This is a genomic window from Salarchaeum japonicum (assembly GCF_020614395.1).
Classification (GTDB): domain Archaea; phylum Halobacteriota; class Halobacteria; order Halobacteriales; family Halobacteriaceae; genus Salarchaeum; species Salarchaeum japonicum.
The window spans coordinates 2,067,288-2,087,579 of the sequence record NZ_CP085324.1; the positions used below are offsets into that span (position 1 = coordinate 2,067,288).

The following is a 20,292-nucleotide window of genomic DNA, read 5'->3' on the forward strand; positions in this document are numbered from 1 at the left end:
AAACCCTTTTGTCAGGGTGTCACTTTCTACCAGTAATGAGTACCTTGGACGACGACGACCCGTTCGAGGACGTCCGCGCGGACTCCTCGAACGCGATGCGTCGCTTGTTCGACGAGTACGGGAGGGAGAACCGGTTCGCGTTCGTCGTGGGGGTGGTGGCGAGCCTCTTCGCGCGCGTGCTCGACCTCGTGCCCGCGCTGATGCTCGGGTACGCCATCGACTCCATCCTCTACGACTCCTATCCCTTCCTCGGCTTCCTCCCCGCCGGCCTCCAACCGGCAGGTGACGTGAACCAACTCCTCGTCGCGTCGGGAATCATCGCGTTCGCGTTCTTCGGGGGCGCGGGCTTCCACTGGTTCCGGAACTGGGGGTTCAACTCGTTCAGCCAGCACATCCAGCACGCAGTTCGTACCGACACGTACGACAAGATGCAGCGGCTGAACATGGACTTCTTCGCCACGAAGCAGACGGGCGAGATGATGTCCATCCTCTCGAACGACGTGAACCGCCTGGAGCGCTTCCTGAACGACGGGATGAACTCGGCGTTCCGGCTGTCCGTGATGGTGTTCGCGGTCGGCTGCGTCCTCTTCTACCTGAACTGGAAGCTCGCCATCATCACGATGCTCCCGGTGCCGATTATCGCGTGGTTCACGTACCGGTTCGTGAAGAAGATTCAGCCGGAGTACGCGGATGTGCGTTCCTCGGTCGGGAAGATGAACTCGCGGCTGGAGAACAACCTCGGCGGCATCCAGGTCATCAAGACGAGCAACACCGAGGACTACGAGGGCGAGCGCGTGGAGGACGTCAGCCAGGGGTACTTCGACGCGAACTGGGGGGCGATTACCATCCGCATCAAGTTCTTCCCGGCGCTCCGCGTCATCGCGGGCATCGGGTTCGTCCTGACGTTCCTCGTCGGCGGGTACTGGGCGGCGGTCGGCGCGCCGTTCGGCCTCGCGGGAACGCTCACCATCGGCCAGTTCGTGGTGTTCATCCAGCTCAGCCAGCAGTTCATCTGGCCGATGGCGCAGTTCGGGCAGATTATCAACATGTACCAGCGGGCGCGCGCGTCCAGCGAGCGCATCTTCGGGCTGATGGACGAGCCGTCCCGCATCGAGGAAGACCCGAACGCTGAGGAACTCGACGTGACCGATGGCGAGGTCGTCTACGAGGACGTGACGTTCGGCTACGACGACGAACCCATCATCGAGGACGTGTCCTTCGACGTGGACGGCGGCGACACGCTCGCGCTCGTCGGGCCGACGGGCGCGGGGAAGTCCACGGTGCTGAAACTCCTCCTGCGGATGTACGACCCCGACGAGGGCCGCATCGAAATCGACGGTCAGGACATCCGGAACGTCACCCTGCCGTCGATTCGGCGCTCCATCGGGTACGTGAGCCAGGACACCTTCCTGTTCTACGGGACGGTGGAGGAGAACATCCGGTACGGGTCGTTCGACGCCAGCCAGGAGGAGGTCGTGGAGGCCGCGAAGGCCGCGGAAGCCCACGAGTTCATCACGAACCTCCCGGACGGCTACGAGACGAAGGTCGGGGAGCGCGGCGTGAAGCTCTCCGGCGGCCAGCGCCAGCGCATCGACATCGCGCGCGCCATCCTCAAAGACCCGGACATCATGATTCTGGACGAGGCGACGAGCGACGTGGACACGGAGACGGAGATGCTCATCCAGCGCAGTCTGGACGAACTCACCGAGAACCGCACCACGTTCAGCATCGCCCACCGGCTCTCCACCATCAAGGACGCAGACCAGATTGTCGTCCTCGAAGACGGGAAGATAGTGGAGCGCGGCACGCACGAAGACCTGCTCGCGGAGGACGGCCTGTACGCGAACCTCTGGGGCGTGCAGGCGGGCGAAATCGACGAACTCCCGGACGAGTTCATCGAGCGCGCCGCGGAACGCACGAGCCAGGTGGACGTGGACGAGGACGCGGAGACGACCGCGCAGGACGACGACTGACCGCCGAGGCGGCCACTAACTGTTTTCCGTCGGCGTTCCACGCCCCGAGTATGGAGGTCGGTTTCTTCGCCGCGCACGAGCAGTACGCGCCGAGCACGCTCCTCGACCACGCGGAACTCGCGGAGGACGCGGGGTTCGATTCGGTGTGGACGAGCGACCACTTCCATCCGTGGTGGCACACGGGCGCGCACTGCGGGGCGGCGTGGCCGTGGCTCGGCGCGGCGCTCGAACGCACGGACTCGGTGCGGATGGGGACGGGCGTGACGCCCCCGGTGGGGCGCTACCATCCGGGCTTGCTCGCGCAGTTCGCGGCGACGCTCGGGTCGATGTATCCGGGGCGCGCGCACCTGACGCTCGCGACCGGGGAGGCGATGAACGAGCGCCCGCTGGGGTTCGAGTGGCCGGACTACCCGGAACGTCGCGCGCGCCTCGTGGACGCCTGCCGCATCTATCGGGAACTGATGACCGGCGAGTTCGTGGACTACGACGGCCACTACTGGAATCTGGACGACGCGAAACTCTACACGCGGCCCGACGAGGACGTGCCGCTGTACGTCGCGGGAAACGGCGTGCACTCCGCGGAGGTCGCGGGCCGGTACGCGGACGGCTTCCTCACGCTCGCGCCGATCGAGACGTACGAGACGGAGCTCGTGCCCGCGCTCGAAGCCGGCGCGGCGGAAGCCGGACGAGACCCGAGCGAGGTCAAGCGAATCCGGCAAGCGGGCGTCTCGTACGCCGACGAGTACGCGGACGCGCTCGACGCGGTGGAGTTCTGGACGGGGTCGATGGCGGTCGGGTTCGACGAGGCCGTGGCCGACCCCCGCGAAATCGAGTCACGGGGTCGGGAGATACCGCGAGCGGAGTGGAGCGAGTGGGGGCTCGTCACGGACGACGTTACGGAGGTGCGGGAGTTGCTCGCGCGCCACGAGGACGCGGGGTTCGACGAGGTGGAACTCCTCTCCAGCAGTCCGAATCAGGAAGGGTTCGTCGCGGCGATGGCGGACGACGTGCTCTAGGGCGACCAGCCGCAGACCGTGCAGGTGGTGGCGTCGTCGTCGTGGAGTCCGCCGCAGTCGGGACACTGTTTCTTGTTATAGCTTCGGTCCCACGTCGCGGGCGACGTGTCGTGACCGCGTGCTTCGAGGAACTCGTCGAGGACGCCGTCGGTGGACTCCTGTGCGCTCGACATTACATGCCATGGTATGACACACCACGACTTAAGCGTATCGGGCGGACAGACGGCAGGTATCGAACCGGGAAAACGAGCGGGTGCGGGCTAGATGCTGTCGATGACGCCGCCGATAGCCCCGAAGACGAGCGGGTAGACGAGGCCGGCGAGGAGGACGGCTGCGGAGAGCTCCGGCGCGAGGGCCGCGGTCGTACCGAGCGCGGAGACGGTGTACTCGAAGACGAACACGCCGGCGACGGCGAGCACGAGGTACCCGCCGGCGATACCCGCGCCGACGCCCGCGGCCTGCGCGCCGCTGAGGGTCGCGCGAACGCGGCGCGCGGCGAGGAAGCCCGCGAGCACGAGGACGAGCGCGGGCACGACGTAGTAGACGAGTTTCGGGACGGTGCTGGTGAGCGCGGAGATGGCGTCGGTGAGGCCGCCCGCGGCCGCGCTCTCCAGGTAGTTCCCGGACGCGCTCTCACCGCCGACGCTGACTGCCACCTCCACGTTGTGGGCGTTGTAGAACACCCAGCCGGCGACCTGCCAGCCGGGAATGTCGCCGCTGGACTCGACGCCGTCCACGAGCATGAACGCGTAGACGAGGACGTAGTTCAGGACGTACGCGGCCGCACCGATGGCGGCGCTGACGGGGAGGGCTGACGGAACCGGACTACCGGAACCGGACTGGCGATTCGTTGCCATACCTGAGTCCGGGACGCCCGCACACATAAAATCTCGCACCCGGCCGGCCGTGAAAAAGACGGTTCGCGGGCGTTAGAGGTCGTAGAGGTCGCGGAACTTGGACTCGGCGTAGTCGAGGAAGTAGTCGGCCGTGTAGGGTTCGCCGGTCGCTTCCTCGACGAGGTCGGGCGTCGTGTAGCGCTTGCCGTGCTGGTGGACGTTCTCGCCGAGCCAGTCGTGGAGCGCGTCGAAGTCGCCGGCGGCTACCTTCGCGTCGAGGTCGTCGATGTCCTCGTCGGCGCTCGCGTAGAGCTGGGCGGCGAGCACGCTCCCGAGCGAGTACGTCGGGAAGTACCCGAAGTTGCCGTGACTCCAGTGGATGTCCTGCAGGCAGCCCTCCGCGTCCGTGTCGGGCGTGACGCCGAGGTACTCCTCCATCTTCTCGTTCCAGACCTCGGGTACGTCTTCGACGTCGAGGTCGCCGCTGATAAGGTCGCGTTCGATTTCGAACCGGAGGATGATGTGCATGTGGTAGGTGAGTTCGTCCGCCTCCACGCGGATGCGGTTCTCCGGATAGATCTGGTTCGCGGCCTCGTACACGTCCTCGACAGTCGCGTCGTCAATGCCGTCGAAGTGCTCCTTGAGGTCGTCGAGCACGAGGTCGTAGAACGCGCGACTGCGCCCGATGTGGTTCTCCCAGAGCCGGCTCTGGGACTCGTGGACGGTGAGGTCGCGGGACTCCCCGAGTGGATTCCCGTACTCATCCTGGGGGACGCCGAGGTTGTACTGGGCGTGGCCGTACTCGTGAACGGTGCTCATCAGCGCGCCGAGGGGGTCGGACTCGTCGAAGCGCGTCGTGATGCGGGTGTCGAACTGGTTGCCGGACGTGAAGGGGTGACTGGAGGTGTCGAGGCGGCCGCGTTCGAAGTCGTAGTCCACCTTCGCCAGCACGTCCCGGCTGAGCGCCTCCTGGGCGTCCTCGGGGTAGGTGCCGTCGAAGGGCTGGGCGAGGTCGGCGTCCGCGTCGTTCAGTTCGTCGATGAGCGGGACGAGTTCGTCGCGCAGGCGGGTGAGCACGCGCTCCGCGGTGTCGAGGTCGAGGTAGGGTTCGTAGTCCGCGAACAAGACCTCGTAGGGGTCGGCGTCGGGGTCGATGTGTTCCGCGTACTCGCGCTTAAGTTCCACGAGGTCTTCGAGGTAGGGCGCGAACGCAGAGAAGTCGTCCTCGGCCTTCGCGTCCTCCCACACCTGCAACGCCTCGCTCGACGTCTCCGAGATCTCCTCGACGAGTTCGACGGGCACGGCGTCCGCGCGCTCGTACTGGCGTCGAATCTCGCGGACGACCGCTTCCTGTTCGGGGGTGAGGTCGGCGTCGTCGAGTTCGTCCAGCCACTCGCCCACGTCGTCGTCCGTCAGGAGTTCGTGGTGGATGGCCGACAGCGCCGAGAGCTGTTTCGAGCGGGCGGGCGCGCCGCCCGCCGGCATCATCACCTGCTGGTCCCACGAGAGCACGCCGGACGCGCCGCCGACGTACGTGAGGCGTTCGTACTGGTCGAGCAGTTCCTCGTACGCGGCAGGAGCGTCAGTCTCCTCTGCGGTTGCCATGTGAAAGAGTCACTCGTGGGGACGTATCAATCCTCCCGAACCGGCCAAGCGTTCGCCAGCCCGCGGTAGGTCTCGTAGCAGACGTCGAGGGTGTCGAGGGAGACGCTCTCCGTCTTCGTGTGGGCTTCGCCGGGTTCGCTCGCGCCGCAGACGACGCACGCGGTTCCCTCGTCGGCGAGCCAGCCGGCGTCGGTGGCGTGCGGTTTCACGACGTGCCTGGGCGCGCCGGACTGGGCGTCGGCGGCGGCGTCGAGCACGGCGTCCGCGAACGCGTCGCTCGTGCACTCCATCGGCGGGAGGTCCTGGTCGACGCTCCACGAGACGCCGGGGACGCTGGTGACGCGGTCGAGGTCGGCGCGCTCGCCGGGGACGGTGCGTTCGTCCACGGTGACCTCGCAGGTGTCGGGGATGACGTTCCACGCGCTCCCGCCGTCGATGCCGGTGACGGCGACGCTCCCCTCGACGCGCTCGCCCATCACCTCGACCGCGGGGAAGTCGAGTTCGCGCACCACGTCCACGGCGTCGCTCGCGCGGTAGATGGCGTTCTCGCCGGACGCGGGTTCGCTCGCGTGCGCGGCGACGCCCTGCGCGTAGATGGTGCTGCCGCGGCGGCCCTTGTGCGCGACGACCACGTCGGTGACGCCGTCCGTGGTGTAGCTCGTGGAACCCTCCGCGACGACGGCGTAGTCGGGGGCGTCGTGGCGTTCGAGGTGGTGCCGGACGCCGATGCCGCCCTGTTCTTCGCCGACGAACGAGCAGAAGACGAGTTCGCAGTCGGGGTCGGCGTCCCGGAACGCGACCATCGCCGCGGCGACAGCGCCCTTCATGTCCGCCGCGCCCCGGCCGTACAGCCGGCCGTCCTCCTCGTACACGACGTACTCGCCGTCATCGACCTGTTCGTCCGCGGGCGGCACCACGTCGTGGTGACCGACGAGCGCGACGGAGTCACCGGAACCCTTTCGCGCGATAATATTTCCGCCGTTCGGGGCGTCGTCCCGGAGTACGTCGGCGTCCGTGTGCTCGCGGAGCCAGTCCTCGATTTCGTCGCCGGCGGCGGTCTCGTCCTCGTGGCTCGGCGTCTCGACGAGCCGTCGCGCCAGCGCGTGTACGTCGTCCATACTCGTGGGTGGGTGCGCGGGGGGAAAAGCTGGCCGGGTGCGGGACGCCGGCTGACCGGGCGCGACACGACGAGGCGGCGCGTGTCGGCGGCGACGAACACCCTTATCAGCGGCCCGCAGGTATGTGGGGGTATGAAATTAGTGCCGGACACGAGCGTCGTTATCGACGGCCGCGTGAGCGCGGGCGTCGAGTCCGGCGAGTACGCTGACGCGACGGTTATCGTCCCCGAAGCGGTCGTGGGCGAAATCGAGGCGCAGGCCAACAGCGGCCGGAGCACCGGCTGGGACGGCCTCTCGGAGCTTCAGCGACTCGCGGACCTCGCGGACGACGGCGACATCGACCTGCAGTACGTGGGCGACCGGGCGACCGAGGAGGACATCAAGCGCGCCGCGGCGGGCGCTATCGACGCCATCATTCGGGACGTGGCGGTGGAGCACGACGCGACGTTCGTCACGAGCGACATCGTGCAGTCCGAGGTGGCGAAGGCGAAGGGCCTCGACGTGCAGTACCTCGAACCGCTCGACGAGGAGGCGGGCGCGCTCGACATCGAGCAGTACTTCGACGAGTCCACGATGAGCGTCCACCTGAAGGCGGGCGTGGTGCCGATGGCGAAGCGCGGCGACGTGGGCGACATCACGTACCAGGAGATCGGCTCCACGAAGCTCGACGTTGACACGCTGAAGGAGTACGCGAACGAGATCGTGGACACCGCAAAGCGCACGGACGAGGGGTTCGTGGAGCTCTCCGAGGAGGGGATGACCATCGCCCAGATTCGGGACATGCGTATCGCCATCGCGCGCCCGCCGTTCAGCGACGGGTTCGAGATTACGGCGGTGCGTCCCATCGTGAAGACGACGATGGAGGAGTACGAGTTCGCGGGCGAACTCAAGGAGCGGATGCTCGAACGCGACCGCGGCATCCTCATCGCCGGGTCGCCGGGCGCGGGGAAGTCCACGTTCGGGCAGGCGGTCGCCGAGTTCCTGGACGACAACGGCTACGTCGTGAAGACGATGGAGAAACCGCGCGACCTCCAGGTCGGCGACGAAATCACGCAGTACACGGAGCTCGGCGGGTCGATGGAGAACACCGCGGACTCCCTGCTGATGGTGCGGCCGGACTACACCATCTACGACGAGGTGCGGAAGACGGACGACTTCGAGGTGTTCGCGGACATGCGGCTCGCGGGCGTCGGGATGGTCGGCGTCGTGCACGCGACGCGCCCCATCGACGCGCTCCAGCGGCTCGTCGGGCGCGTGGAACTCGGGATGATTCCGCAGATCGTGGACACGGTCGTGTTCATCGAGGCGGGCGACGTGGACACCGTCTACGACGTGAGCACGGAGGTGAAGGTGCCCGAGGGCTTGATGGAAGAAGACCTCGCGCGGCCCGTGATTCAGGTGTCGGACTTCGAGACGGGTCGGCCGGCGTACGAGATTTACACGTTCAACCGCCAGGTCGTCACCGTCCCCCTCGACGAGGCGGGCGGCAGTTCGGAGTCCGGCGTCGGGAACCTCGCGAAGCAGGAGATAAAGCGCGAGATTCAGTCCGCGACCCGCGGCCCCGTGGAGGTCGAACTCCGCGGGCAGAACACCGCCGTGGTGTACGTCTCCGATGACGAGATCAGTCACGTCATCGGGAAGGGCGGCGGCCGCATCAGCGAAATCGAGGAGCGCCTCGGCATCAGTATCGACGTGCGGACGCTGGACGAACTCCCGGACACGCCGACCGCGTCCGGTGCGGACGGGTCGGGCAGCGCGGAGCCGCAGGGCGAGGTCGTGACGCCCGACATCACCTCCCGGCACATCAACATCCCCGTGGAGAGCGCGAGTCCGGGCGACACGGTGGAGGTGCAGGCGGACGGCGACTACCTGTTCACCGCGACGGTCGGGCGCGGCGGCGACATCCAGGTCTCGCGGGGGAGCGCCATCGCGGAGGAACTCGAACGCGCCATCGACCGCCAGGAGCGCATCACGGTCGTCGCCAACGACTAATTCGACGGTGCTAACACCGAGTGGTCAGAAGTGGAGGCTATGACTATCGGCCGCGGCGGGACGGAGGTGCGTACTCGTGGTTGACGTGTCCCTGGACGGCGTGACGAAGGCGTTCGGCGCGACGACGGCGCTGGACGACGTGTCCCTCGACGTCCGGGACGGCGAGTTCTTCACGCTCGTCGGCCCCTCCGGCTGCGGGAAGACGACGACACTCCGCGCCGTCGCCGGGTTCGAAGAACCGACCGCGGGCGCGGTTCGGTTCGACGGCGAGAACGTTACTGGGGTTCCCGTGGACGAGCGCGACGTGGGCATCGTCTTCCAGAACTACGCGCTCTTCCCGCACATGACGGTCGGGGAGAACGTCGCGTACGGCCTCCGCTTCCGGGACGCGCCCGGCGGCGCGAGCAGGGACGAACGCGTCGCGGAACTGCTCGACCTCGTCGACCTCTCCGGGTTCGAGGAGCGCGACCCCGCGGAACTCTCGGGCGGCCAGCAACAGCGGGTCGCGCTCGCCCGCGCGCTCGCGCCCGGCCCGAGCCTCCTCCTGCTGGACGAGCCGATGAGCGCGCTCGACGCGCGGTTGCGGGAAACGCTACGCCGGCACGTCAAGCGCATCCAGCGCGACCTCGGCATCACAACCATCTACGTCACCCACGACCAGGAGGAGGCGTTGAGCATCTCCGACCGCCTCGCCGTGATGAACGACGGCCGCGTCGAGCAGGTCGGCACGCCACAGGCGGTGTACCGCGCCCCCGAAAGCCGGTTCGTCGCGGAGTTCGTCGGCGACAACAACGTCCTCGACGGCACGGTCACCGGCCGCGAGGGCGGCGTCGCGACGGTGGACGTGGACGGGGAGACGCTCCGCCTCGCGACCCCGGACGGGAGCGCGGGCGACCGCGTGACGTTCTGCGTGCGCCCCGAACGACTCATCCGGGACGCGGCGTCGAACCGCCTCGACATCGACGTGGACACCGCCGAGTTCCTCGGGGAGACGACGAGAGTGTACGGGACGTGGAACGACCGGCAGGTCGTCGTGCGCCTCGACGACGTGCCCGAAACGGACACGCTCACGCTCGGGTTCGCGCCCGAGGACGCCACCGTCCTATGATTACGCTCACGTCCGACTTCGGCACGCCCTATCCCGCGGCGATGAAGGGCGTGATTCTCCAGCGCACCGACGCCCGCCTCGTGGACGTCGCGCACGACCTCCCCCGGCAGGACGTGCGCGCGGCCGCGTTCTGGCTCCGCGAGGTCGTTCCGCACTACCCGCCCGCGGTTCACCTCGTCGTCGTGGATCCCGGCGTCGGCACCGACCGCGCCGCCGTCGTCGTGCGCGTCGGCGAGCACGCGTTCGTCGCGCCCGACAACGGCGTCGTCCGCCCCGCCGCCCGCGCGCTCGACGGCGACGTCGAGGTGTTCGAAATCGACGACGGCGACGCGGCGAGTTCGACGTTCCACGGCCGCGACGTGTTCGCGCCCGCCGCCGCCGACGTACACGAAGCCGGCGTGGAGAACATCGAGGCCGTACCGGGTATCACGCCCGCCGCGGACTGCGTCGACCTCGCGCTCCCCGACGCGACCGTGGAGGGCGACGTGGCGCGCGGCGAGGTGCTGGTCGTGGACGACTTCGGGAACGCCATCACGAACATCCCCGGCGAGTTCGTCGCGGACGCCACTAGCGTGTTCGTGAACGGCGAACGCGCGCCCGTCGAACCGTCGTACGCGCACGTCGGGGTCGGCGAGCGACTGGTGACGGTAGCGAGCCACGAGAACGTCGAACTCGCCGTGAATCAGGGCCGGGGCGCGGACGCGTTCGGCGTCCAGCCCGGAGACAGCGTGGAGGTAACGCGTTAAGTCGCGGTTTCGGCTTCGGTTTCGGCGTCGTCGGGGATCGTGGTGAGGGAGTAGAGGCTCTGGCGAGCGTCGGCGAAGTAGATGTCTTCGTCGACGACGTCGCGGTTTTCGAGGCGTTCGAGCGCGTACCGAACGGTGCGCGCGGACAGCATCGACTCCTCCACGATTCCCTTCTGGGTTTTCGGGCCGTCGTATTCGAGAACCTTGTAGACGAGTTTCGCGCTCGGCGGGAGGTCTTCGAGGACGTCCTCTGCTGCATCCATCGTTACGAATCGAAACATCCCGGACGACCATAAATCTGCGGGAACTCTTCTCGTGGGGTGGTGTGTCAGGGGCGGTCGTACGACAAGCGAACTGCTTTTGAGCGTCCCGCGCGCAGTCCCGGGTATGTCGACCGAGACAGCGCCCCGAATGGACGCTCACCGCCGCGGCGTGGCCGTGACCACGGTCGCCTGCCTCACCGGCGTGGCGGCGGGCGTCCTGTCGAGCGCGCTCGCGACCGGTGCGACGGACACCACCGGCCTCGGGCTCGCCATCGTCGCGATGCTCGTCAACCTCGGGGTGCTCCGCGTGGTCGGCGTGAACGTCAACGAATTCGGCGCGAAAGACCACCTCTACACCGCGTTCATGACGTTCGCGCTCTGGTTCATCACGTGGGGCATCCTCCTCACTGAATCGGTGAGCCTGTAGGATGGCCCAGGACAGCATCGCGGTCGTGGACCTCGACAGGTGCTCCCCCGACCGCTGTAACTACGAGTGCTCGAACTACTGTCCGCCGAACCGAACCGGGAAGGAGTGCATCACGCTCCGCGGCGAGGACGCCGAGACCGGCGGCCCCGACCAGGTGCAGATTTCGGAGGAGATCTGTCTCGGCGAGACCTGCGGTATCTGCGTCGAGAAGTGCCCGTTCGACGCCATCGAAATCATCAACCTCCCGCAGGAGTTGGAAGACCGCGCCACCCACCGGTACGGCGACAACGCGTTCGCGCTCTACGGCCTCCCCATCCCCGAGAAGGGAAAGGTGACGGGCCTGCTCGGCCCGAACGGCATCGGGAAGTCCACGGCGGTGAAGGCGCTCGCGGGTGAAATCACGCCGAACCTCGGGCGCGTCGAGGACGAACCCGGCTGGGACGAGGTCATCGAACACTACCGCGGCACCGAACTCCAGGACTACCTGAAGGGCGTGCGGGACGGCGACATCAACGTCGCGCGCAAACCCCAGTACGTCGACCAGATTCCGGAGACGTTCGACGGGAACACGCGCGAACTCCTCGAACGCGCGGACGAGCGCGGCGTGCTCGACGAGCTCGCGGAACGCCTCTCCATCACGCCCGTGCTCGACCAGGAGATAGACTCGCTCTCCGGCGGCGAACTCCAGCGGGTCGCGCTCGCGGCGACGCTCGCGCGGGACGCGGACTTCTACTTCGTGGACGAGCTCACGCCCTACCTCGACATCGGCCAGCGCGTCACCGCCGCGCGGCTCGTCCGCGAACTCGCCGAGGAGGAGGACAAGGCCGTGCTCGTCGTCGAACACGACCTCGCGGTGCTCGACCTGCTCGCGGACAGCCTCCACGTCGCGTACGGAGAGCCGTCCGTGTACGGCGTCGTCACCGACCCGAAATCCGTGCGGAACGGCATCAACGAATATCTCAGGGGATACCTCGACAACGAGAACATGCGGATTCGCCCCGAAGCCATCGAGTTCGAGGAGCACGCGCCGCGGCCCGTCACGGAGGCGGAGACGCTCGTGGACTACCCCTCGATGGCGAAGTCCTACGGCGAGAGCGAGTTCAGCCTCGACGTCGAGGGCGGGGAGATTCGGAAGAACGAGGTGCTCGGCGTGGTCGGCCCGAACGGCATCGGGAAGTCCACGTTCGCGAAACTGCTCGCGGGCCGCACCGAACCCACGACCGTGAAGGGCGAGGACACCGACCTCGACTTAGACCTCGACATCGCGTACAAACCGCAGTACGTCGAGGCCGACCAGCACATGCGAGTGGACGCCTTCCTCTCCTCGATTACGGACGAGTTCGGGACGAGCTACTGGAACACGGAAATCGCGCAGCCGCTCCAGCTCGACCGCATCATGGAGCAGAACCTCGCCGACCTCTCCGGCGGCGAACGCCAGCGGGTCGCCATCGCCGCGACGCTCAGCCGGGACGCCGACCTCTACCTGCTCGACGAACCGAGCGCGCACCTCGACGTGGAACAGCGCGTGCTCGCGACGCGCGCCATCCGGCGGTACGCGGAGAACCACGAGTCCACGGTGATGGTCATCGACCACGACATCTACATGATCGACCTCGTCTCCGACCGCCTGATGGTGTTCGACGGCGAGCCCGCCCACCACGGCCGCGCCAGCCCCGCCCAGGAGATGCGCGCCGGGATGAACGAGTTCCTCGCGAACCTCGACATCACCTTCCGCCGCGACGAGAACCTGGGGCGACCGCGCATCAACAAGCCCGGAAGCCAGCTCGACAAGCAGCAAAAGCGCGACGGCGAGTACTACTACACGCAGTAAGAACGGGCGGCGTCGAACCCGTCGAGTAGGCCCAAGATTCTTGTAGCCCGCCCGAGTCCGTCGAATCGACATGGAGACCCTTTCTCAGTAGCCGGGGCCGCCGCCCGGTAGCGACTGGGTCGGCCGGCTCACGACGCGTTCGTTCGTCGAGCAACCGACACCCAGAATCCAATGTCACGAGAAGACACAGCGATAGTAGCGAAGCGCGTAGACGAGTCTCCGGCGGACACCGGAGAGATCAGGGCGCTCGCGCGGTCGGCGGGCTACGCCGTCGCCGGCGAGGTCGTCCAGCAGCGCGCCCCGCATCCCGGTCACGAGTTCGGGACGGGCGCGATTGCGGAGCTGCGGCGCGACGTCCGGGCGGCCGACGCGGACGCCGTCGTGGTTGACAACGACCTCGACGCGAACCGGGCGTTCGCGCTCGCCGACCGCCTCCCCGCCGACACGGGCGTCCGCGACCGGAAGCGCCTCGTCATCGACATCTTCGGCGAGCGCGCGGAGACCCGGCGCGCCCAACTGGAGGTGCGGCTGGCCGAACTAGAGTACGAACTCCCGCGGGCCGAGGAGCGCGCGAAGCGCGGCGAGGACGTGGGACGCCGGGGGTTCAAGAGCTCCGGCGAGTCCCCGGCCTCGCAGGTTCGCGCGGCGTACAAGCGCGAAATCAAGCAGGTCGAGGACGCGCTCGCGGACATCGAGACCGCGGACGCGACGCGGCGCGCAGACCGGCACGCGGCGGGGTTCGACCTGGTCGCGCTCGCCGGGTACACGAACGCCGGGAAGTCCACGCTCCTGCGGCGGCTCGCGGACGACCACGCGGTCGGGGAGAACGACCGCCGGCACGCCGACCTCGCGGAGGTCGCGGCGTCCCACGACGGCCTGTTCACGACGCTGAACACGACGACGCGCCGGGCGACCGTCGGCGACCACCGGTTGCTGGTGACGGACACGGTCGGGTTCGTCTCCGGGCTCCCGCACTGGCTCGTGGATTCCTTCGAGTCGACGCTCGCGTCCGCGTACCGTGCGGACGCGGTGCTGTTGGTCGCGGACGCCACCGACCCGCCGGCGCGCCTCCGTGAGAAGGTGGCGACGAGCCGGGACGTGCTCGCCGACCACCGGGACGCGGACGACGGCGTCGTCCCCGTTCTGAACAAGGTCGACGCGGCAGACCGGCTCGACGAGAAGCGGCGGGTCGTCCGCGAGGTCGTCGGCGACCCCGTGTGCGTGAGCGCGCTTGACGGTGACGGACTGGAGGCGCTCGGCGACCGTTTGGCCGCGGCGCTCCCGGAGCGCGAGACGGCGCGGTTCTCGCTCCCGCAGTCGGACGACGCGATGTCGTTCGTCTCCTGGCTCTACGACCACGCGAACGCGGTCGAGGTCACGCACGGCGAGACGGTGGAAATCGAAGTCTCGGGGCGACCCGAGGTCGTGGCGCTCGCTCGCGGCCGCGCGAGTGACGCTGGGGCTGACACGGCGGCGCGTCGAGATTCGTAGCGGGCGCGCCGCCGGGTTTCGCGCTCCACGCTACGGCTCGTCTCAGAGCACGCCGCCCGCTGGCCGCCCGTTCGTATTTGAAGGTTCGCGCGGTCGCGAGGACGGGTCGCGCATTCGCGCCGCTCGGCGGCGCGATTCACCGGTCGCCTTCGGCGACCGGCGTTTTTCCCTCCAAAAAGGTGGGTTAGAAGACGGCGCGTTGACAGCTCCCGCAGAGGGTCTGTTCTTTGCGGTCGACTTCCTGGACGGTGGGGGAGAAGCTCATGGCGCAGCGGTTGTTGTCGCAGTGTTCGAGGCCGAGGGTGTGGCCGAGTTCGTGGACGACTTCCTTGCGGACGCGGTCGGAGAACACTTGGGTGGAGGAGCGGTCGGAGAACCCGCCGTCGCTGGAGGTCTGGAGGCGGTAGGTGGAGACGACGCAGCCGCGGCCGTCGAGGTAGGCGAGGCCGAAGACGTAGTTGCGGCGGCGGTAGTAGAGGTCGTTCGGGGTGAGGGCGATGGCTTTCTCGCCGGTGCCGGCGCGGGTGGCGATGTCGATGAAGTCGCTGGCGCGGTACTGGCCGCGTGCGCTGTCGTACGCGCCGTCGGGGACGGGTTGTTCCGCGGCGAGGGTGACGTCGCAGTCGTAGATGGAGCGGAGGCCGGTGGAGGCCTCGCGCTTGACGCTCGCAGGGACGTCCCCGATGGGGACGATGTCGACACGCATGGGAACGTCTATGCCGTGGTGTGGCATAAACATCCCGACGTGAGCGATTTCGCGGGAGAACTGGTGGACGCGCTGGCGGACGCGGAGCGCGTGGTGGAGGTGGGCGTGGGGCGGCGGCCGGACGTGGCGGCGCGTGTGGCGGCGCGCGGGGTGTCGGTGGTGGCGACGGACGTGGTCGAGCGGGAGACGCCGCCGGACGTGGCGTTCGTGGTGGACGACGTGACGACCCCCGATATCGAGGTGTACGAGGGCGCGAACGTGGTGTTCGCGCGGAACCTCCCGCCGGAACTCCAGCGGCCGGTCGCGGACGTGGCGAGGCGGGTGGGGGCGGCGTGTTACTTCACGACGCTCGGCGGCGACCCGGCGGTGGTGCCGGTGGAGCGCCGGACGCTCGGCCGGGAGACGGTGTTCGTCGTCTCCCGGAACTGATTTTTCGCGGGCGGGGCGAGTGAGTGTATGAACGTGGACACGGTCGTCCTGGACGTGGACGGCGTGCTGGTGGACGTGGCGGACTCCTACCGGCGCGCCATCGTGGAGTCCATCGAGGCGGTGTACGGGGAGACGATTCCGAAGGCGGGGATTCAGTCGTTCAAGGACGCGGGCGGGTTCAACAACGACTGGACGCTGACGGACGCGGCGGCGCTGTTCGTGCTCGCGAAGCGCGAGGGCCTGTCGATGAGTCTGGACGGTTTCACGGCCGAAGTCGAGAAGCGCGGCGGCGGGCTGTCGGCGGCGGAGGCCGTCGTCGAGGCGGCGCTCCCGGCGGACGCGGCGGCGCGCGTGCGCGCGGAGTGGGAGCCGGAACGCCTCCGGGAGACGTTCCAGGAACTCTACCTCGGCAGCGAGTTGTATCGAGAAATCGAGGGCGAAGAGCCCGCGCGGGAGACGCGCGGGTTCATCAACGACGAACCGGTCATCGTCACCGGGGAGACCGTCGAGCGGTTGACGAGCGAGTACGCGGTGTGCGTGCTGACCGGGCGGCCGGAGGCGGAGGCCGAAATCGCGCTCGAACGCGTGGGGCTGGACGTGCCCGCGGAGCGCCGGTTCACGATGGACGACTGGGAGGAGGGGAAGCCGCATCCGCGCGCGCTGGTAGCGCTCGCGGAGCGCTGCGACAGTTCGGGAGTTGTGTTCGTCGGTGACACGCTGGACGACATCGAGACCGCGGTGAACGCCGCGGACGCCGACCCGGAGCGCGACTACCACGGCGTCGGCGTCCTCACCGGCGGCCTGACGGGGGCGGAGGGACGGCGGAAGTACGAGGACGCGGGCGCGACCGCCGTGCTGGACTCCGTGAACGACCTCCCGGCCTTCCTCGATTAGGGGCCGCGCCACGCGAGCGCGAACCCGACGGCCGTGAGGAGGACGCCGAGCAGGGCGAGCGTGGACGCGACGAGGTCGGCGACGGTGCCGACCCACGCGGCGTCGAGGTAGGCGGCGAGCGCGGTCGATTGGACGGCGACGAGGAGGAGGGCGAGCGAGCGCCGCGCGTGCGTGTCATGCCCGGGGGATGTGGCGCGGTGCGACTTCGTGGGTGCGGTCGGTGGTAGTGGCGAGTCTCGCGGCTACCTCGTTTCGCCGGTAAATCCGGACGGCGACGGCGTCTCTTTGCCGTTCGCGGGTGTGGTGTGTTGTGATGAGTTCGGAAACCCAGCTGGCGGAGTTCTCGGTGAGCGCGGAGTCGAACGACGCGGCGCAGACGGTCGTGGAGACGCGCGGCCACGAGTTCGTCGTGGACGAACCGACGGCGAACGGCGGGCAGGACGAGGGGCCGACGCCCGTCGAGTACCTGCTCGGCGCGTGGGCGGGCTGTCTGAACGTCACGGGGCACGCGGTCGCGGACGACCACGACATCACCATCGAGTCGCTCGACATCGACCTCGCGGGCGGCCTCGACCCCCGGAAGCTCCAGGGGCGCGCGGACGACGTGCGCGCCGGCTTCCAGCACATCGAGGTCGAACTCGACGTGGAGTCCGACGCGACCGAGGCGGAGTTGGACGCGTGGCTCGCCGCCGTCGAGGAGCGGTGTCCGGTCGCGGACAACCTCACGTCGGAGACGCCGACGACGCTCGGGTTCGCGTAGAAGCCCGACATTCTTATTCGCGGCCCGGGTGACGTACCGGTATGCGAATCGCGTTACTCGGCGGCACGGGCGACATCGGCGAGGGCCTCGCGCTCCGCTGGGGGTACGACACCGACCACGACATCGTCATCGGGTCGCGCGACCCCGCTCGCGCCCGCGAGAAGGCCGGGGAGTACGAGACGGAGCTGGACAGCCGCGGGCTCGACCGGAAGATTACGGGGTTCGAGAACGCGATGGCGGCCGACCGCGCGGACGTGGTCGTGGCGGCGGTGCCCGCCTACCACCTCAGCGACACCGTCGAGTCGGTGGCGGAGAAACTCGACGAGGACACGATTCTCGTGTCGCCGGCGGTGGGGATGCAGCGCGACGAGGACGGGTTCCACTACAATCCCCCAGGTGCGGGGAGCGTGACGGCGCTCGCGGCGGACGCCGCGCCGGACGACGTGCCCGTGGTGGGGGCGTTCCACAACCTCGCGGCCGACCGCCTCGCGAACCTCGACGTGGAACTCGACCTGGACACGCTCGTCGTGGGCGACGACGACGACGCGAAGGGACTGGTCGCGGACCTCGGCGGCGAAATCGAGGGTCTGCGCGTGCTGGACGCGGGGCCGCTCGGCGTCGCGGCGGAGGTCGAGTCGGTGACGCCGCTCGTCATCAACATCGCGATGAACAACAAGGGAATGCACGACGTCGGCGTGACGTTCGACTAGCGCGGTCGCTCGCCGACGGCGCACGCGAGCGCGAGGAGGCGGTTTTCGAGGGCGTCTATCGAGTCCGCGAGGAGGCGAACCATCGGTTCTTTGCCGTGCGCGCCGCCGTCAGCGATAGCGTGGGGTGCGCGCTCGCGGGTTCGCATCGCGCGGTCGGCGGTCCAGTCCATCGTGCCGTCGGCGTCCGCGGGTTCGTTCGTCCGGTCGAGGAACACGACGTCGTCGAGGGCGTCGAGCGCGGCGTCGGTGCGGCGGACGTTCGCGGCCGCGGAGACGGTCGGGTCGTGCTGGCGGACGCCGCAGAGGAGGCGGGCGACGTGGCTGGACGCGCCGCGGCGGACGCCGGCGGGCGCGCGGACGCCGTCGACGGTTCGGGTGAGGCGACCGTCGGTCGCGACGATTTCCGCGGGTCGCGTCGCGCCGTCGGGGGCGGCGGCGAGCGTCGTTCCGACCTCGGGAATCACGCCGGCGGGGGCGGCGCGTTCGACGGCGCGAACGGCGTCGGTCAGGGCGTCCGCGGTTCGCGCGGTGTCGGCGTCGGTGTGGAGGGGGCCGAGGTGGTTCACCGGACCGTCGCCCGCGCCGAGGTCGAGGCCGCGTTCGATGGTTCGCACGACGTAGTCGGTGGCGGCTTCGACGGCGTCCGGGAGCGGAGTGCCGGCGGCGAGTTCGGCGGCGAGCGCGGCCGAGAGCGTACAGCCGCTCCCGTGAGTGGTCTGGGTGTCGATTCGGTCGTGTTCGAACGTCGTCGCGTCGTCCGCGACGAGGACGTCCACGGGGTCGCCGTCGAGGTGGCCGCCGGTGACCAGCACGGCGTCCGCGCCCAGGTCGCGGAGGCGGTCGCCCGCGCGCCGCATGTCGGTGGCGTCCTCGACGGTCGTGTCCGCGAGGAGTTCGGCCTCGGGGACGTTCGGCGTGAGGAGCGTCGCGCGCGGGAGGAGGGTGTCGCGGACGGCGCGGACGCCGGCGTCGTCGAGGAGGCGGTCGCCGGACTGCGCGACAACAACGGGGTCGACGACGAGCGGCACGGCCGGAAGGGCGTCGGCGACTGTCTCGACGGTGTCGGCGGACGCGAGCATCCCGGTCTTCGCCGCGGCGACCGGGAGGTCGTCGCAGACGGCTGAAATCTGCGAGGCGACAGTGTCCGGCGGGACGCGGTGGATGTCGCGGACGCCCGTGGTGTTCTGCGCGGTGAGCGCCGTGACGGCGGACGCGCCGAACGCGCCGCGCGCCTCGATGGCCTTGAGGTCGGCCTGCACGCCGGCACCGCCGCCGCTGTCCGAGCCCGCGACGGTGAGCGCGACGGGTCGCATCTCAGTCGTCCGCGACGGCGGTCGGTTCGACGCCGAGTTCGACGGGCGGCGCGTCGCGGTCGAGTTCGTCGAGCGCGACCTCGGCGGCGCGCTTCCCGGAGAGGAGCATCGCGCCGAACGTCGGCCCCATCCGCGTGAGACCGTGGTAGGTCGCGGTCGAGAGGCCCGCAGTGAGGAGGCCGTCGTGCACGAGGCCGGTCTCCTCGACGACCTTGTCTTCGGAGTCGGAGACCCACATCGAGTCGTGGCCCGGGGAGTCGTGGCCGGGCGCGCCGTACTCGCCCTCGCCGCTCGTGTCCATCCCGGTCGCCTGCGTGGTGTCGATGCCGGGCGCGTCGAGCACGCCGCGCTCGTGGAGTTTGGAGACGACGACCGCCTCGTGGCCGGTCGCGTCCACGACGAGGTCGGATTCGACGGCGACGGGGTCGACGCACGTCAGTTCGCGGGGGAGCGAGTGGACGGGCGTCCAGTTGAGAACCGCGCCCGCGACCCGGTGGTCGTCCCGGACGACGACGTCCGTGAACTCGGTCATGTTCTGGACGCGCGCGCCGGCGTCGCAGGCGGCTGCGATGAGCGCGCTACTGCAGTGGGGGGCGGACGCGACGTAGAGGCCGTCGGACTCCTCGGACTCCTCGTAGGGGACGCCGAGTTCGTCGAGAACCGCCTGTCCGGGGTCGCGGACGGTGAGTTTGTTCATGAGGAAGCCGCCGAGCCAGAACCCGCCGCCGAGGTAGTTGTTCTTCTCGACGACGGTGACGTCCACGTCGCGCTCGGCGAGTTCTTTCGCCGCGGTGAGGCCGGCGGGGCCGCCGCCGACGATGATGACGTCGCTCTCCGTGCCGTCCATGAATTCGCCGTGCCACGACTGCGCGATGGCGCGGGTGACCTGTGCTTCGCCGGTGTCCGCGAATCCGTCGAACTCCATTACATCACTAGGTGGTACAACTGAGTAATTAAAGGTGTGGGGTCGGCGGATACGACTCCCAAAGAACCACGAATCAGCAGACACAGCACCTATTCCCGGCGGAATCGCGAGTGGGAGAAGTGGAAGGGTGTCGGGCGACGGCGCAGGTA

The 20,292-nt window shown here is 68.9% G+C and carries 20 protein-coding genes; 12 read left to right on the plus strand and 8 right to left on the minus strand.

The features are described 5' to 3' along the window. The first annotated feature begins 35 nt into the window (after nt 1–35). A complete protein-coding gene (locus tag LI334_RS11605) occupies nt 36–1,973 on the plus strand; it encodes an ABC transporter ATP-binding protein (RefSeq protein ID WP_227260987.1) in 1,938 nt (645 codons plus the stop codon). 50 nt (nt 1,974–2,023) lie between these two features. Further along, nucleotides 2,024–2,989 (plus strand): TIGR03557 family F420-dependent LLM class oxidoreductase, encoded by a 966-nt coding sequence (locus tag LI334_RS11610; RefSeq protein ID WP_227260988.1) that lies wholly within the window; start codon nt 2,024–2,026, stop codon nt 2,987–2,989. Here the strand turns inward: LI334_RS11610 and LI334_RS11615 are convergent. From LI334_RS11615 to LI334_RS11630, 4 genes are all read right to left on the minus strand, one after another. Then, complete coding sequence (locus tag LI334_RS11615; protein WP_227260989.1) at nt 2,986–3,162, minus strand: HVO_0416 family zinc finger protein; 177 nt, start codon at nt 3,160–3,162, stop codon at nt 2,986–2,988. The genes LI334_RS11610 and LI334_RS11615 overlap by 4 nt on opposite strands. A gap of 87 nt (nt 3,163–3,249) precedes the next feature. Then, the gene (locus LI334_RS11620; RefSeq protein WP_227260990.1) at nt 3,250–3,846 is read right to left on the minus strand and encodes a hypothetical protein; all 597 of its coding nucleotides are present in this window, start codon (nt 3,844–3,846) and stop codon (nt 3,250–3,252) included. Between the two features lie 72 nt (nt 3,847–3,918). Continuing rightward, the gene (locus tag LI334_RS11625) at nt 3,919–5,430 is read right to left on the minus strand and encodes a carboxypeptidase M32 (RefSeq protein WP_227260991.1); all 1,512 of its coding nucleotides are present in this window, start codon (nt 5,428–5,430) and stop codon (nt 3,919–3,921) included. 26 nt (nt 5,431–5,456) lie between these two features. Continuing rightward, a complete protein-coding gene (locus LI334_RS11630; RefSeq protein WP_227260992.1) occupies nt 5,457–6,548 on the minus strand; it encodes a M20 family metallopeptidase in 1,092 nt (363 codons plus the stop codon). Nucleotides 6,549–6,680: 132 nt separating this feature from the next. On the opposite strand from LI334_RS11630, the gene LI334_RS11635 reads away from it, so the two are divergent. From LI334_RS11635 to LI334_RS11645, 3 genes are all read left to right on the plus strand, one after another. Continuing rightward, nucleotides 6,681–8,540: a PINc/VapC family ATPase gene (locus tag LI334_RS11635; protein ID WP_227260993.1), complete on the plus strand. Its 1,860-nt coding sequence runs from the start codon at nt 6,681–6,683 to the stop codon at nt 8,538–8,540. 76 nt (nt 8,541–8,616) lie between these two features. Next, a complete protein-coding gene (locus LI334_RS11640) occupies nt 8,617–9,648 on the plus strand; it encodes an ABC transporter ATP-binding protein (RefSeq protein ID WP_227260994.1) in 1,032 nt (343 codons plus the stop codon). Further along, the gene (locus tag LI334_RS11645) at nt 9,645–10,394 is read left to right on the plus strand and encodes an SAM hydrolase/SAM-dependent halogenase family protein (protein WP_227260995.1); all 750 of its coding nucleotides are present in this window, start codon (nt 9,645–9,647) and stop codon (nt 10,392–10,394) included. The genes LI334_RS11640 and LI334_RS11645 overlap by 4 nt, the downstream gene beginning before the upstream one ends. Here the strand turns inward: LI334_RS11645 and LI334_RS11650 are convergent. Beyond that, on the minus strand, nt 10,391–10,675 hold the full coding sequence (locus LI334_RS11650) for an ArsR family transcriptional regulator (RefSeq protein WP_406675861.1): 285 nt from the start codon (nt 10,673–10,675) through the stop codon (nt 10,391–10,393). The two genes, LI334_RS11645 and LI334_RS11650, sit on opposite strands and share 4 nt — an antisense overlap. Nucleotides 10,676–10,781: 106 nt before the next feature. On the opposite strand from LI334_RS11650, the gene LI334_RS11655 reads away from it, so the two are divergent. From LI334_RS11655 to hflX, 3 genes are all read left to right on the plus strand, one after another. Continuing rightward, a complete protein-coding gene (locus LI334_RS11655) occupies nt 10,782–11,084 on the plus strand; it encodes an EMC6-like membrane protein (protein ID WP_227260996.1) in 303 nt (100 codons plus the stop codon). Between the two features lies 1 nt (nt 11,085). After that, nucleotides 11,086–12,915 carry a ribosome biogenesis/translation initiation ATPase RLI gene (locus LI334_RS11660; protein ID WP_227260997.1) on the plus strand — a complete coding sequence of 610 codons (1,830 nt, stop codon included), beginning with the start codon at nt 11,086–11,088 and terminating at the stop codon, nt 12,913–12,915. Between the two features lie 171 nt (nt 12,916–13,086). Continuing rightward, nucleotides 13,087–14,406 carry a GTPase HflX gene (hflX, locus tag LI334_RS11665; protein ID WP_227260998.1) on the plus strand — a complete coding sequence of 440 codons (1,320 nt, stop codon included), beginning with the start codon at nt 13,087–13,089 and terminating at the stop codon, nt 14,404–14,406. A gap of 184 nt (nt 14,407–14,590) precedes the next feature. Here hflX and LI334_RS11670 read toward each other — a convergent pair whose 3' ends face one another. Further along, nucleotides 14,591–15,112 (minus strand): archaemetzincin family Zn-dependent metalloprotease, encoded by a 522-nt coding sequence (locus LI334_RS11670; protein WP_227260999.1) that lies wholly within the window; start codon nt 15,110–15,112, stop codon nt 14,591–14,593. 39 nt (nt 15,113–15,151) lie between these two features. On the opposite strand from LI334_RS11670, the gene LI334_RS11675 reads away from it, so the two are divergent. The 4 genes from LI334_RS11675 (at nt 15,152) to npdG (ending at nt 17,905) form a co-directional block, all read left to right on the plus strand. Next, the gene (locus tag LI334_RS11675; protein WP_227261000.1) at nt 15,152–15,541 is read left to right on the plus strand and encodes a UPF0146 family protein; all 390 of its coding nucleotides are present in this window, start codon (nt 15,152–15,154) and stop codon (nt 15,539–15,541) included. A 27-nt stretch (nt 15,542–15,568) separates the two neighbouring features. Continuing rightward, entirely contained in the window at nt 15,569–16,435 is an 867-nt protein-coding gene (locus LI334_RS11680) for a TIGR01548 family HAD-type hydrolase (RefSeq protein ID WP_227261001.1), read from the plus strand. Nucleotides 16,436–16,748: 313 nt separating this feature from the next. Beyond that, nucleotides 16,749–17,195: an OsmC family protein gene (locus LI334_RS11685; protein ID WP_227261002.1), complete on the plus strand. Its 447-nt coding sequence runs from the start codon at nt 16,749–16,751 to the stop codon at nt 17,193–17,195. 41 nt (nt 17,196–17,236) lie between these two features. After that, nucleotides 17,237–17,905 (plus strand): NADPH-dependent F420 reductase, encoded by a 669-nt coding sequence (gene npdG, locus LI334_RS11690; RefSeq protein ID WP_227261003.1) that lies wholly within the window; start codon nt 17,237–17,239, stop codon nt 17,903–17,905. Here npdG and thiD read toward each other — a convergent pair. Both thiD and LI334_RS11700 read right to left on the minus strand, forming a co-directional pair. After that, the gene (gene thiD, locus LI334_RS11695) at nt 17,902–19,218 is read right to left on the minus strand and encodes a bifunctional hydroxymethylpyrimidine kinase/phosphomethylpyrimidine kinase (protein ID WP_227261004.1); all 1,317 of its coding nucleotides are present in this window, start codon (nt 19,216–19,218) and stop codon (nt 17,902–17,904) included. The two genes, npdG and thiD, sit on opposite strands and share 4 nt — an antisense overlap. A 1-nt stretch (nt 19,219) precedes the next feature. After that, a complete protein-coding gene (locus LI334_RS11700; protein WP_227261005.1) occupies nt 19,220–20,143 on the minus strand; it encodes a sulfide-dependent adenosine diphosphate thiazole synthase in 924 nt (307 codons plus the stop codon). Nucleotides 20,144–20,292: the final 149 nt, after the last annotated feature.

What these genes read in the sequence shown, in the direction of transcription:
- LI334_RS11605 (WP_227260987.1), top strand. Translation starts at nt 36, where the DNA reads ATGAGTACCTTGGACGACGACGACCCGTTCGAGGACGTCCGCGCGGAC.
- LI334_RS11615 (WP_227260989.1), bottom strand. Translation starts at nt 3,162, where the DNA reads ATGTCGAGCGCACAGGAGTCCACCGACGGCGTCCTCGACGAGTTCCTC.
- LI334_RS11660 (WP_227260997.1), top strand. Translation starts at nt 11,086, where the DNA reads ATGGCCCAGGACAGCATCGCGGTCGTGGACCTCGACAGGTGCTCCCCC.
- LI334_RS11635 (WP_227260993.1), top strand. Translation starts at nt 6,681, where the DNA reads ATGAAATTAGTGCCGGACACGAGCGTCGTTATCGACGGCCGCGTGAGC.
- LI334_RS11610 (WP_227260988.1), top strand. Translation starts at nt 2,024, where the DNA reads ATGGAGGTCGGTTTCTTCGCCGCGCACGAGCAGTACGCGCCGAGCACG.
- LI334_RS11685 (WP_227261002.1), top strand. Translation starts at nt 16,749, where the DNA reads ATGAGTTCGGAAACCCAGCTGGCGGAGTTCTCGGTGAGCGCGGAGTCG.
- hflX (WP_227260998.1), top strand. Translation starts at nt 13,087, where the DNA reads ATGTCACGAGAAGACACAGCGATAGTAGCGAAGCGCGTAGACGAGTCT.
- LI334_RS11630 (WP_227260992.1), bottom strand. Translation starts at nt 6,548, where the DNA reads ATGGACGACGTACACGCGCTGGCGCGACGGCTCGTCGAGACGCCGAGC.
- LI334_RS11700 (WP_227261005.1), bottom strand. Translation starts at nt 20,143, where the DNA reads ATGGAGTTCGACGGATTCGCGGACACCGGCGAAGCACAGGTCACCCGC.
- npdG (WP_227261003.1), top strand. Translation starts at nt 17,237, where the DNA reads ATGCGAATCGCGTTACTCGGCGGCACGGGCGACATCGGCGAGGGCCTC.
- thiD (WP_227261004.1), bottom strand. Translation starts at nt 19,218, where the DNA reads ATGCGACCCGTCGCGCTCACCGTCGCGGGCTCGGACAGCGGCGGCGGT.
- LI334_RS11680 (WP_227261001.1), top strand. Translation starts at nt 15,569, where the DNA reads ATGAACGTGGACACGGTCGTCCTGGACGTGGACGGCGTGCTGGTGGAC.
- LI334_RS11645 (WP_227260995.1), top strand. Translation starts at nt 9,645, where the DNA reads ATGATTACGCTCACGTCCGACTTCGGCACGCCCTATCCCGCGGCGATG.
- LI334_RS11670 (WP_227260999.1), bottom strand. Translation starts at nt 15,112, where the DNA reads ATGCGTGTCGACATCGTCCCCATCGGGGACGTCCCTGCGAGCGTCAAG.
- LI334_RS11650 (WP_406675861.1), bottom strand. Translation starts at nt 10,675, where the DNA reads ATGTTTCGATTCGTAACGATGGATGCAGCAGAGGACGTCCTCGAAGAC.
- LI334_RS11620 (WP_227260990.1), bottom strand. Translation starts at nt 3,846, where the DNA reads ATGGCAACGAATCGCCAGTCCGGTTCCGGTAGTCCGGTTCCGTCAGCC.
- LI334_RS11655 (WP_227260996.1), top strand. Translation starts at nt 10,782, where the DNA reads ATGTCGACCGAGACAGCGCCCCGAATGGACGCTCACCGCCGCGGCGTG.
- LI334_RS11625 (WP_227260991.1), bottom strand. Translation starts at nt 5,430, where the DNA reads ATGGCAACCGCAGAGGAGACTGACGCTCCTGCCGCGTACGAGGAACTG.